Origin of the sequence: Litoribrevibacter euphylliae (assembly GCF_042646085.1) — a bacterium.
Lineage (GTDB): Bacteria > Pseudomonadota > Gammaproteobacteria > Pseudomonadales > Litoribrevibacteraceae > Litoribrevibacter > Litoribrevibacter euphylliae.
In genome coordinates this window covers 288834-302576 of sequence record NZ_JBHRSZ010000001.1, presented here as the reverse complement: position 1 = coordinate 302576, position 13743 = coordinate 288834, and the positions used below count along the sequence as shown (strand labels likewise).

The following is a 13743-nucleotide window of genomic DNA, read 5'->3' as shown; positions in this document are numbered from 1 at the left end:
ATAACGAACAGCACTCTTTCCACAAATAATCCACTATTCTCTGTTTCCTCTTCCCATCCACACTTCAAATCTAAGGTCATCCATTAAAGGATTCCCTTTAAGAGGGTCACTCGCTCAAACATGACATAAGCATAGAAATCTCCATTACTAGCTGACTAGATCAAAGATAAGAGCATTAATCCAAAGGCCATATATAGAATTGATCGCAGAAATAAAGCGACGGGAGATCCACTCTTTGAGAAGTTAAGTAAAGGACTTACTGGAAGACTTTTAGGTAAATGGTAAGAAAATAAAAATAAGACCTTACTTCTGAATGGTTCAATCGAAGAGTTTCAGAAGTAAGGAATACAATGCAATACTAAGAACTAGTATATGACTTTTACCTCAACACTCCCCGTCTTGGAATGCTCATGCTCGGCAAGTAAGGCCAGTTGTTCTTTCTGTTGAGTCACACGCTTAAGATCTTCTTCCGTAGTAAAGATCAAAACAAAGCGCTCACCGTAGCTGGGCTTAATCATAATGCGCCCTTCAAGATGAGCGTAACGGTCCCAAGTTTCCTCATGATATTCAACAACTGAATCGGTTACATAGCGGGTTGGCTGCCGATTCTCATCAAGAAATAGTAATACAGGATAAAAAAGCCCTTTTTGAGCAAAACTTTTTACCTTAATGCCATATGTTTGTTGGGAAACCGGTAAACGAATCGGAATGTAATAACTATGCCCTGTAGGAAAATCATAGCTAGGCGATAATTTACCTAATTTTTCATAGACAGAATCATCGGGCGTAAGAGGATAAAAGTTTGCTTCAGAGATCTGAGCACAACAAGTATCTTGAATGCGGGCAGCAAGCTTTTTATCCAAAGAAATCACTGAAGTTGGCGCAGCATCGAGAGAGGGAACAAAATCACCTAAGCTCTTTTCGGTAGCGCTTCCTTGAGAGTCATTGAACACATACTGATTGCCCTCTGTATAATCGATGACGTTTTGAGAAACACCGGTATACGCAGGACCAGGCTGATACTCAGACGTCACCAAACGACCGGTAGGGTCGACCCAAGTATAGTAAGGCTTCTCGTCGCCATCCCGAAGATACCCCTGACGAGCAAGTTGATCAGCATCGATATACTCAGACGCCAACTCACCACCCTGCAATACAAACTCTTTCTTTTCTACTTGCTGTGGAGCCGATGCATACTCTGTGTTGTGAGTACGCCCATCCGCTTCAACCCAAGTATAATACTTCTGTTTTTTTTCTTTCGCTGACTTTGGATTAATTTGATAGCCCACTGAAGCAATGCGGTTATCCTCAGCAACAAAATCAGATAAGGAGAGTGCTCGATAGTTATCCACATCGGCTTTAGAAACAACTTCTTGATTCAAGAAGCTGTTTCTGAGGTTGCCGTTACTGTCGATCCAGGAAAAGTAGACTTGATTTGCAGATAAAGGAAATGAAAGAGCGAAAAAAAATAGAGTGAAAAACTTCATAAGCTTTTATTTACTCATCTTTATTCGATAGGCCAGCAGAGTTAACAAAGCAAATAAAGTCAAAATGTTAAATGAACCAGGCTCCATTTTAGGTTTTACGTCATCATCGTCATCATTATCAAAAATCCCCTCTGCAACACCTAGCATCCCTACAAACGATATATGACCATTAACTAATAAGTCAGTATCATTATTCCCACCATCGGTAATACTGATAAATAAACAATCATCACCTTCAGCAACTCCTACACGATAACTCAATCGACTCATATCTGGGCACTCAGAGTCAACACTCCTAGCAGTCAAAAACCGGTCATTTGGAACGCCCAACGAGGCATAAGTTAAAAAGCTTCTATTAATATCATGGATATAAGTGAACAGGGTTCCGCCTTTCTGCATAGGTTCATCTAACTTGATAACAACATTAGCTTGACTTCCCATTATATTAAGACCCGATAATTCAAACGAGATTACGCTATCAATCTCATCATCTGTCGCAATAACATTTCCAGTTAAACTTTCATACTCTTGAAGATCAATCTGCAAGTAATTACTTTGCAAAGAAAAAGGTTCAAACCCGACCCCTAGATCAACACCCTTTTGCGATTCGCCAACTGTTTGGCCCGAGATAACAACTCGATTAGTCAATGTAGCGGCATTTCCTTCCGTCTCGTTTGAAGCGCCATCCAAATCAGTGTCTTCGACTAAGTCATCAGAAACTCTTATGTGAGTCTTACTCACATTCATATATAAACCATTCTCTTGGATGGTTCCTACTTGAACTTCATAAACCCCATCATCTAAGCTGGAAGGGTCGAATACAAAAGTATCATTGAGTTCATCACCATCTGAATCTATCAATCTATTATCAGTTGCATCCCAAGCAAAAATGATTGAGTTATTTTCTACATCAGCAACTGTTGCCCGAATTGAAACGAGTCCACCAGACTTACTTACATTACGTGACGGTATACCATCTTGTGAAATATCGAATAACACTTGAGGGGAATAATCCTCTCTACGAATATCAATATGAACACCAACCTCACCAAAGTAATCAGCATTTTCGATATTCGAAACATGTACTACCAGTGCTTCATTGGAATTAATAGCATCTCGATCAACAGAGATACACTCTTGAGATAGATCCTGAAAAACTATTTGATAATTAACCCGAACAGCATCGTAATCAGAAACAGGAGTATCCTCTTCACGGTTGTACCAAAAAACAAATTCATCCCTTTCAACTGCAAATAAATCAACTGTAATGGGGAAGGTCGGAGAATCACCTTGAAGCTCCATACAAACATCAACAACCTGTTGGTTACCTACAATAAAGGTATCAGTAAATTCAACAGTCGAAGAATTAACGATACTTGAAAATAATGCTGAAGTAGCCCACAGAGTCACACGAGATAAATAACTGTACATCACATCGCACCTAAAATTTTGTTCTAAAAGTCATACCCGCAAAAACCAACGTCATTTTTGTTTCCACATCGAGCCCTGCATAAGGGTTATAAACCAAGTTAGTTACACTTAACTCATTTAAACCATCACTTGAGTTTGCTGGAATATATTCTTTTGACTGCATAAAAGTAAGGTCAAAGCTAAGTTCAGTATCTTTATCCCAGGAATACCCAAGACCAGAGCTAAACATATGTACATCACCAAGAGGGGCTAAAATATTTCGTCTGTCATCGGGAATAGAACTTCGTCTTGGCTCATAACCTAAACGGGTTCTTAAGCGGGAAGTAATCCTATGTTCAAACCCAACCCCCCATGACCAAACGCTACGATACTCTAATGGAATTCTAATACTTCTAGGGCCAACATTTTCACCTGACAGAATTTGACCCGCGCCCGTGATATCTAAGCTTCGATCAAACTGAACAACAAAGGCATCCCACTTTTCATAGTCTGTATATCCAACATCAAAAGTCACTGTATGATGGGGTGTTAAATCCAACTTGATCCCAGTTTGAAAGTGCATTGGATAGGTTAAATCCATACGAGCATTTCCTTGATCTTTATCAACGCCACGAGGGAGGTTGAAAATTGCACCTGAAATAGCCCCAAAAATAGACGAGTTAAAGACCTGCCAAAACCCTGCAAAGTCATCCGTATAATCAAGCACATAATCACCACTCAAGGTCATCTTGCTCTCACTTTGATATGTAGCTCCCCAGGCAAACCAATCAGTAGGCTCCCATAAAAAACCTACATTAAATGAAGGTGAGAGTCTTTCTTCTAACTGCAAAGTCAACTCACCTGCAGGCCTAAAAGGCCCTACTCGTCCACCACAAAGAGTAATAAGTGGAGCTAGAGGATCCGAACCTCCGCCCCCCTCTTCACACCCGAAAGCATCTTGCAACATATCAGCCATTGCCACCAAAATATTGGGAGTTCTCATATCTTGCTGCAAGTAAACAGACTGATAAGACATATTAAATGAAGCACCGAATGAAAGTTCGTCGCTATATTTATATCCTATTGATGGAGAAAAATAAGTAGCTCGAGTCAAGGCAACTTCTTCACCTTGAAAAGCACCAGGGTCATTACCACCACGCTTATAACCAAATGCAAATGGGACATAAACACCATTAGCAAAAGTAAACTTTGACCCTGGTGGTTGGATAGAAATACCAGCTGATGGCAATGCAGCCGCTGGTAACTTTGGAGATTGATATCCAATTACTGGAGCATAAAAAGCAAGCTGACGAGTCAAGGACTTTGTATTGGCCACTGGATCATCATCTTTATCAAGACCTAAGATTTCATAATCTTCAGGAGCATTAAACTTTGCGCTTAAGCGTAAAAAAGCATTTGTGATACTTAATTCAAGCTGACGATCATCAAGCTTAGTTAAACCTGCCGGATTGAAATGAATTGATTCAACCACTCCTTGAGGATTTGCAGTTACAGCGTTCCCTTGAGAACGAGCATGAGAACTAATTGTTAAATTTGTGCCCAATTGAGCAACAACAAATTGCGGACAACAGAGAAGAGCTATCAACAAAAATGCTGATAAACGATTACTAGCTTTCATTAGGCTACCCAATCAGAAACTATTGGTTTTAATTATTATTCTTCGTCAAAACGCTTAAGGCCCGATATATCCAGCGGCATACTAAAACCAACTAACATATCTGGTGAGTCTTCTGTTAAACCAAAGCCAGCATTAACATTAACAATAGTTGTAGGGCTAACCCTTACTCCTAATGCGAAATTCATAACTCCACTAAAAGATTCTTGTGTAGTTGCTTTGTTGTCTAAAATAACAATCCGTTCTTGAGGGTCTTCATCTGTCCCAATATTTATCGTCTGAACAGTGTCTGTAAAATCAAAGACCGACTCTTCACTAAATGAACCTTGAATAGAGGTTGTAAGAGACACATCGTAGGATAAAGAGTAAGCAAAACCACCAGACAACGAATAGCTATCACCTGGTTCAACAGCTTCTAACTGCCGGCCACCTCGCACTTGATGAAGCTGATCGACATTAAAGTTATGCGTATAACTTAAAGAACCAAATAAAACGACGGGATCAAGAACCTTACTTACGCTTCCGCCAAAGCCTAGAGAATAATAGCCACTACCTGTAGACAACTCTTCATCAATAATGATTTCATATGGACTATCGCCAGTGGCAGTACTGAAATTAGCAAACAACGTTTTATTAAGCCCACCGGGTACCACAGGCCATGGCTGCCAACGCAAGCTTAAAGACACGTCTCCCATTCCATAACCGGTGACATCTTCTTGGGTCTCAAACTTAGCAACTAAGGGCAAAGATACACTGGCAGTTAAGTTATTTAGAAGGCCATAATCAAAAGAAAATGTATTAGTAAACGAGTGGTTTAACGAAGGACTTACAGAAGCAGAGCTGATTACAGACCCCGAAACATTTAGATCAATTGCTTGATCACCAAAATAACTATAACTAAAGCTATAAGTTAACGATTTTTCACCCTTTTTCAATAAAGAATAGTTATTCTCTGCAGCTTCAAACACTTCTTCTAATGCTTGTTGTGCATCAGTATCACCGTCTTGCTTTGCCAAAGCATCACGAGCCTGATCCTTCGAAGTATCAGCCCAAACAAAGGCAGTACCGCCCATTAAGACACATGCGATCATTATCCCTGTAAAGCGCTTCATATAATTAGCCTTGTTATTTTTATTGTTTTATTTTCGTCTGTAGTACAGCTTAGAGTCACCAATTGGATTAAGGTTAACTTCCAATGTCGTTGGATCATCCTCACCATTATCGATAATAACAGTGAATTTTTGTCTATTACCCACTTCTGTAGATAGGTTATGTTCCTGGGCCGTAATAAATGAAATTGGTTCAGCAAAAGCGATGGAGTGAATTGTTGACTCATCTACATATCTCAAGTCTTCATCTCGTATTGCTAGAGCATCAATCGGCTTTTTATCCCCAGGAAATACAATAAAGATCACGTTACGATCCCATACTTCTTGGAAACGCTCTAACGTAAAGGATAAATTTCCAAGAGCTGGATCAGCTACAAATACCCTACCATCTTTCACTTGTCTTAACACGACAAAGTGCTTAAAACCTGCGTACTCGATTGGAACAATTCCAGGATGCTCCAATTCCAACAAATCTTGCACCGTCGCTTTAAAACCACCAGAAGGATGTCCCAGAGCAGTAACCAAACGCTTCATATCTAATAAAGAAAAGCCTTTTCTCTCAACAATTTTTTCGGCCTCTCCGTATTCCAAAAGGCCTTCCATAACATGGCGTTCTTGAAAGTTCCGACCAAGATAGTAATCAAGAAGAGTTGTTAATGCAGCAGACCCACAACTGTAATCATAGGCCTGTCTGACAACATTCTTGTACTTAAGAGTGGATATAGGGGCAACAGAAGTACGCTCAGTATGAGAGGGAACGTACTGATTTCCAGCCTGTTCGAAAAACACGGTATCTTTAGGGTGTTCATCTAATTCGGCAACATGATAGACACCGAATAACGCGACTAAACTCCCCAGCAGCACGATAATCATAATTATTATTCTTTTTGCAAACTGAAAATTAAATGTAACTAATTACCCCCAAAAATTGTATTAAGTGTTTCACATTTCTAAACAAAAATACAACACAAAGCGAACTCTAGTTATCCGCATATATCACCGGATTGTACTTTATTTGAATTGGCTTACTAATCTTTAGCCCTTCGCTTGTTTCTTCCAACGGCCATACTTTTTGATACCCAAACCCTGCCTGATGCTCCATCATTGCAGTCAAAGCAAATATAGGCTTACCTTCAAGCTGAATTTGAGTTACAGCAAAAACCGATATCACCAAATACTCTTCACGTTTTGGTAAAATTTTTCCATACAAAACAGAAATATACTTACCAATTTGCTCAATATCAAAGGTTGGTTGCGCACCCTCTAAATCAAAATGCCCCAGTGTTCCATCTGTTTTCACATACGCCACATAAGGAACAATAGTCCCTAACTTTTGTAAAGTTTTTAATGTTGGCGAATAATAACTTTTTAATAAAACACCCATTTGTTTAGCCGCTAATTCTTCTGTCATCTCTTCAGCAACAGACACTGCTGAGAACATAAGACCAATAAATACAACAAACGCTTTAAACATACGCATTACTCACATCTCCCTAGGCTACAAGGCTTTCATCCATCGTAAGCGAGATAAATTTAGGTTAACAACGAAAAAAGCAGCCCTAGGGCTGCTTTTTCATTAAGCTTGATTACCAAGCTTAATCTTAGTGACCGTATACAGTCAACTTAGTACCAGATACGTCGAAGTCAGTCATAGTAATTTGACCGATAGAAGCGCCACCCATTTCAACGTCCATTTGAATATCAGCATTGAAATTAGCAACATCCATTACTAGCTGATCAGCTGCGTTCGCGCCAATGTTCACTTCATAGTAAGCAAAGCCAACTTGAGTGTAATCATTCAAATCACTAGTTGCGAAGCTGTTGGTAAAGTCAACTGCACCAGCCTGACCAGTAAGAGCGTTATCACCTAGGAAGTTACCCACCTTCAAGTTCTTAACGCTTACACCTGCAACATCAAGATCCAAAGAAGAAGAGTCAGCAAGCTGGAAGTAACCTTGAGCAGTAATCAAACCAGACTCATAAGTTGAAGTGTCGTTATGAACAACAAACTTCTGTGGCCCAAGCAAGATATCAAGATTGATGTTCGACGCGATTACCGCACCACCGTTTGCGCCTTGAGCTTCAAGCTCAACAGAACCTACATCTACACCCAAGTCTACAGGAACCGCAACACCAGTAGGGTTGATTGAACCGTCAGCATTGAAACCAGACTGAGTTACAACCAAGATTTCCAAATCACCTGAAGTATTAGAGTCGATTACCAAACGGATGTTATCCAATTTAGTGTTCGTATCAACAACACCAGTAGCACCGATCATAGCATTAAGTGTAGCTTTTGCTGCCGCTTCATCTGCAGCCCCACCTAGCTGAGCCCAAACCGCTGCCTCAGCGCCAGTAACATCAGCCGCTGCCGCTGCTGCACGAGCATCCTCTTCAGATTGGCCAGCTGCGATAGCACCCTGATAAGTCAAGTTACGAATTGTTTGCTCAGCCTTATTTACTGACAAAGCATATGCATTATCAGCGGTCAACTGAGTTTCAAAGCCACCTACAGAAATAGAGTTAAGGTTTACGCTACCTTCGTCAGTCCATTTAACTTGACCGATAGTTACTTGAGTTTCTAGATCGATTGTCACACCAGACTGACCAGTCATGTCAGATAGCATTGAATCATCAATTGCTTCTAGAGCGTGTACAGAAGTTAATGGGGCAGCGATTGCAGCTACTAGAGCCAGCTTTTTGAAACCTTTCATGGAATTTCTCCTAATTATTATTTTTAAATTTTAGAGAGAGCTTTGGAGTTCTTTAATGTTTTCCTCAACTCTTGAATCCAGTTTATGAGAACAATCCGTTCCGTGAAACCCAACAATAAGCAAATAACTCCAATAAACTCAAAAAAAACCACCCCAACCAAAAGTTATGCAATTTGCAGTTTAAGTAAAAAAAAGCAGGCCCAAAGTAAAATACCACCAAGCACACCCCAAAAAGGTAACAAACATGTTACCCAAAAACACAAAACAAGCAAAAAGCAGAAGAACAAAGTAAACAATCTATAAATATCATGTGCGGTTTGCGGTTTGCGGTTTGCGGTTTGCGGTTTGCGGTTTGCGGTTTGCGGTTTGCGGTTTGCGGTTTGCGGTTTGCGGTTTGCGGTTTGCGGTTTGCGGTTTGCGGTTTGCGGTTTGCGGTTTGCGGTTTGCGAAAACAAAGTATGCCGCCTTTGATCCGGCGGCAACTACTTTTAATTCAATTAATTAATGCCCCATAATGGTTAATTGTGTTCCCGTAGTATTCAAGTCCTGAATTGATATCTTACCTATATTATCGTAGGAGCCATTACCAATCCCCATCGTCATAGAGATATCAACTACGGAATGATCCACTTTCATCCAAAGTGCATCATCTGTTCCACCATTAATTGCTTTTGTACCAATAGTAGCAGCACTAAAAGCCCACTGATTATTACCATTATCTGTTGCATAATCAGCCCAAGAAGTCTCGTAGCTACCATTATTATCAGTATCTACACCATACTGACTTGCATCTGTGTAGTCACTCCACTTAGAAACCTGGTTACCATGCTCATCTTTATAAGTTGCAGAGGCAAACGGATTTGAATCCTGATATATCTTAAGATCTTTAATACCTATACCAGCAACATCCAACTTAGCTGAACCATCTACAACTTCAGCATAACCCTGAGTTTGAATCACTCCGGTATCACCATCATTAAAAATTACAGTATGACCAGGCCCCACCATTGCGGATATATTCACATCACTTATGATTTGAGTATTTCCGGCCGCTCCTGATAAATCGATGTACCCCACTTTCAAGCCCACATCAATTCCGTTAGAACCATCCAGCATCCCTGCCTCATCCAATGCAGTATGACCAATAATTAGATTACCGTAGGTATCTGAATCAATAGTCAACTTCAAATTATCCAGCTTTGTACCACCTGCACCGCCAACTAGACCGCTACCACCAAGCTGAACGCCACCGATACGTAGCGAGCCGCCTGAATCGGTATCCGTCCATGCCAACTCACCAATAGAAACCTGTGTTTCTAATTCAATGGTTACGCCCGAGGTATTTGATGAAGGGGACGGCTGAGCGCCACCCACTTGCGAATTAACAGGCTGATATGAACCAGTAGTGTCATCCCACTGAACCCGACCAATATCAACCCGAGTTTCGAGATCGATCGTGACCCCAGACTGTCCAGTCATGGCTGAAAGTTCTTCTTCAGATAGAATTTCAAGGGCTTGAGAGTTAATCGCTATAATAGATAAAGGCAAGACTGCCATCCTGGCTAATATTCTCATTTTTATACCTTTTGCAGAATTTATTTTTAGAGTTATAGCGAGGAACCCTATCACACACAAAACATACCGTAAAGTTATGTAACAAACTCTTCCCTATTTTAGTAACAAACACAAAAAAACCGCCCTAAGGCGGTTTTGTCAGTTATATTAAATAAAGTACTTAAGAAACCTTCTGAAACTCCTGCACCGCTTTTAGTGCTTGAGTTCGATTTTTCACACCTAATTTGTCGTAGACATTATGCAGATGCCACTTTACCGTTCCTAAAGAAACGAAAATCTTGTCACTTATTTCTTGATTTGAAAGACCATCTGCTGCAAGTTCAAGAATTTGTTTTTCTCGACCCGTCAAAGACACTTGCTGATCATCCAACTCAATTTGACCGTTCATTTGTTTTGCATGAATGGCCTTCTCAAGTTTTTCTACATAAGAAACCAAGTCATTATCATGGAACAATCCTGAATTCTTAGACGCATCAATGAATACAATCAAGGCCTCAGGTAGTTCCGCTAAGGCTCGAATATAACCCTGCTCACTTGCTGCAATAATGGCATTTCTAAAAAAGGTAAGTGCGGCCTCTTTATTCCCATTCAACCAGTGGTACATAGCCGAAAGAAGATTTTCTGTACCCGAACGACTTACACCATCATCCCGTTCAACATCATGACCAAGCAAATCAAAAATGGATCGTAACTCATCAACCGATTGCTTATGCCAAGCTACACGAGAGCGCGCGGTAATAACCCACCCATAACCCGAAAGGTAAGGTGAAATGCCTATCTGCGGTAAAACACCTTCTTGCGCCAAGCACCATTCAGCACGATCAAAACGACCATGATCCATCAGTAACTGCGCTTGAGCTGCTCGACTGATTCGCCATGCTCGTTGCTGTCCGCGCTGTTTGTAATTGTTCAATAGACGCTCAAGTTCATCGAGACCAGACTCTTCATCTCGGAACCAAGAAACCAGTCGACTGCGAACTGCATAGAGCCTTGCCTGTAAAAAGCTGGACTGAATCATCCCTTCAGCAACTGGTCGGCGATCTTGTAACATATCCCAAGCGTTTTGAAGCTTATTCCCTTCAAAATTAAGCAGCGCATTCACCAAACGATACCACTCAGCAATACCCACCACATCCTTGGAAGATTCCAACTTAGCTAATTCAGCTTTCGCAGCTTTTAGCATGCCAGTTTCGTAGTAGTGATAAGCTCGAATCGCTTCAATTAAACGATCCATAAAGTTACCTTTCAGCTCAGCTGAAAAACGCTCTGCCGAACTAATGTTATCACCACACTCCCCTGGTCTCCCCTGAAGCATCAAGATAACTGCAGCCAAAATATTGAACTGCGCAGACAACCACGGATCTAATTCATCAAAATACGGTTGAACTTTATTAATACTGACGTTCGCACTGTCGAGGTCATCATTTCGTAAGTTAATAAGGATCGACAGTAAATAACAAATCGCTTCACGTTCAGAAATTCCAATTGGCTGATGTTTTTCATCTTGCTGCATCAAGCGCAATAAAGCTCGTTCCGCCTCCTGATCATAGCCATCACGAATCAACACCCAAATTCGAACCAACTGTAAACGCGGATATTGAAGTGTAATATCCCGAGGGATTTGTTTAATCCAATCAAACAATTCAACAGCATAAGATTGATTCAATAAATCGAAGACACATGCACTGATTAAGCTGGCTGCCATTTCAAAGTCTCGGGCAGCAAAAGCATGCTCAATAGCAGCCACGCTATGGTTATGAGTGCTGAACCACATACTTGCAGAAAAATGCAGTTGGATCAGGCTTTCTGGTTCATCCACCATTAGGCGCTGATGAAGAAAACGACGATATAAAGGATGGAATCTATACTGCCCTAACCCGGTGCTCTCAATAAACAACTGTTGTTCATTAAGGCGCTCCATCATGGCATCACTTTCGTTATTACCACTTAACGACGTGTATAGCTGACTGGAAAACGTCTCCACCACCGACAGTTGTTTAACTGCGCGCTTTGTTGATTCTTCCAAATGCTTATAAGCATCATCAGAGAAATAACTTAAGAAATCCTGGTGATTACCAAAGAATTCTTCAAAGCTTTCAATCGACATTTGATCGTCTGCTGAAATATGCCCCAGTGCATTTGCCGCTAAAACTAAACCCGATGTCCAACCATCAAGCGCATTAATTAAAGATTCTCTTTTCTGAGGTTTAACAGGAGCTTCAATCGCCTCTAGAAGCTGACGACTTTCTTCAGGTGACAGTTTTAAATCTGCATACTTAAATTCAGAAAGCTTACCTTTTGAACGGTAACGCCCCACACTCAGTTGAGGTTGATGACGACTGGCTAAACACAGATGCACATTTGATGGCATGTGTGCCAGAAACAAAGAAATTGCTGCTGTAAGAATTGGACTTTCAACCAAATGAAAATCATCTATGAAACAATAAATAGGATCTTCAAAGTCTTCTAAGTCAGCAATTAATTGCTCGGCCAGTCGCAAAAAACTGACTGATGGCTCATCCTCAAAACGACGATAAGATGCATCCAGGTCGGGCCATACATAAGGTTCATTCTTTTGAAGCGACTCAATAACGTAAGAGAAAAAACGAACCGGATCATTATCATCACGAGATAAGCTTAACCAACAAACTTTCTCATCTTTAGCAACCAACTCATGGTACCACTGGCTTAGCAAGATGGATTTTCCAGTGCCAGCCGGCGCTGTCACTAATGCCAATGTTGTGTGAGGCTTATTAAACGGGTTTTCAACCTGAGATCGTTGAAGATGATAAGACTCTAGCGGTACCGGTTTAATTTTGGATTCAATCAGAGGTAATTGGGAAATCGTCTTACGCAGTTCATGTAAACTGAATACAGTTTCTGGGCTACCAACCATTCGCCACCCTTACTTGAGCAATGTACAGAGAAGTCATGCAGCCGTTCATAGCTTCTCAAACATACGGATAAATTTTTATTATTTTTGTTGTCTGTGTTCCCTAAACACCAGCTTAGGGAACAATAGCCTGGACACTATGTTAGCACAAGCGGAACATTAGCTTTGAAATACAAATATTACCGAATGTAATTTGGTGGCACAGTTCACACTTTCAATTTTGATACTTTTTAAGTAGCAGGAGCCATTAAGCCCGCACTTACAAATTTTGCCAAGTATGAAATCATGTCTTTGAACTGACTGTCCACTGAAAGATCATTTGCTGCCATGGCTTGCAAAGAATCCACGCTCGACATCGTAAACGCCAAAGTACCCAATACAAAGTGAATACGCCAGAACCATTCGATAGGCGTCATTTCCGGGCATGCCATTTTCATGGTTCTCATGAATGGCTTAAACACATCAGAATAATGTTCTTTGAGATAGTTACGTAAGTGTCCTTGTGCTTGAGCATAAGCCAAGCCCATTAGACGCATAAACACAGCAACGCTTTGGTCATTTCTCTCTGCAACCACTTGAGCTGAAGAAGCCAGTACCGCAATCATATGTGCAATATCGACTTTATCTTCTCCAACTTGTTGGATATAAGCATTGAGTTGATCTTTAAACTCTCGACTGAAAGGGGTTAAGAAGCGGGCAAAGGTTGCCTGAATCAATGCTTCTTTAGATCCAAAGTGATAATTAACAGCGGCCAGGTTCACCCCTGCTTTACTGGTAATCATCCGCAAAGAAGTTTCGGCAAAACCTCGTTCTGCAAAAAGCTCCTGCGCTGCATCAAGAATTTTATCGACCGTATTTCCGTTGGCCATTACTGCGTCTCCGTTAAAAACAACTGTTTAAAACATACGTTTGAACACAA

General features: G+C 40.8%; 11 protein-coding genes. All 11 read right to left on the bottom strand.

The features are described 5' to 3' along the window. Positions 1-365 precede the first annotated feature (365 nt). The 11 genes from ACFOEK_RS01235 to ACFOEK_RS01185 all read right to left on the bottom strand — a co-directional run bounded on the left by ACFOEK_RS01235 (position 366) and on the right by ACFOEK_RS01185 (position 13693). Positions 366-1487, bottom strand: coding sequence for a MalM family protein (locus ACFOEK_RS01235; protein WP_386714959.1), 1122 nt, complete (start codon positions 1485-1487; stop codon positions 366-368). A 6-nt stretch (positions 1488-1493) separates the two neighbouring features. Beyond that, positions 1494-2918 (bottom strand): hypothetical protein, encoded by a 1425-nt coding sequence (locus tag ACFOEK_RS01230; protein ID WP_386714956.1) that lies wholly within the window; start codon positions 2916-2918, stop codon positions 1494-1496. Positions 2919-2928: 10 nt separating this feature from the next. Next, positions 2929-4536 (bottom strand): OmpP1/FadL family transporter, encoded by a 1608-nt coding sequence (locus ACFOEK_RS01225; RefSeq protein ID WP_386714953.1) that lies wholly within the window; start codon positions 4534-4536, stop codon positions 2929-2931. Between the two features lie 35 nt (positions 4537-4571). Then, positions 4572-5645, bottom strand: coding sequence for a transporter (locus ACFOEK_RS01220; RefSeq protein WP_386714950.1), 1074 nt, complete (start codon positions 5643-5645; stop codon positions 4572-4574). A 27-nt stretch (positions 5646-5672) separates the two neighbouring features. After that, positions 5673-6515 (bottom strand): C39 family peptidase, encoded by an 843-nt coding sequence (locus tag ACFOEK_RS01215; protein WP_386714947.1) that lies wholly within the window; start codon positions 6513-6515, stop codon positions 5673-5675. Positions 6516-6621: 106 nt separating this feature from the next. Beyond that, positions 6622-7122, bottom strand: a complete 501-nt coding sequence (locus ACFOEK_RS01210) for a hypothetical protein (RefSeq protein WP_386714943.1) — start codon at positions 7120-7122, stop codon at positions 6622-6624. A 121-nt stretch (positions 7123-7243) separates the two neighbouring features. Further along, complete coding sequence (locus tag ACFOEK_RS01205) at positions 7244-8356, bottom strand: DUF6160 family protein (protein WP_386714941.1); 1113 nt, start codon at positions 8354-8356, stop codon at positions 7244-7246. A 164-nt stretch (positions 8357-8520) separates the two neighbouring features. Further along, positions 8521-8811 carry a hypothetical protein gene (locus tag ACFOEK_RS01200; protein WP_386714938.1) on the bottom strand — a complete coding sequence of 97 codons (291 nt, stop codon included), beginning with the start codon at positions 8809-8811 and terminating at the stop codon, positions 8521-8523. Positions 8812-8857: 46 nt separating this feature from the next. After that, positions 8858-9931, bottom strand: coding sequence for a DUF6160 family protein (locus ACFOEK_RS01195; RefSeq protein ID WP_386714935.1), 1074 nt, complete (start codon positions 9929-9931; stop codon positions 8858-8860). Positions 9932-10091: 160 nt separating this feature from the next. Beyond that, the gene (locus tag ACFOEK_RS01190) at positions 10092-12827 is read right to left on the bottom strand and encodes a LuxR C-terminal-related transcriptional regulator (RefSeq protein WP_386714932.1); all 2736 of its coding nucleotides are present in this window, start codon (positions 12825-12827) and stop codon (positions 10092-10094) included. A 227-nt stretch (positions 12828-13054) separates the two neighbouring features. Then, a complete protein-coding gene (locus ACFOEK_RS01185; protein ID WP_386714929.1) occupies positions 13055-13693 on the bottom strand; it encodes a TetR/AcrR family transcriptional regulator in 639 nt (212 codons plus the stop codon). Positions 13694-13743 lie beyond the last annotated feature (50 nt).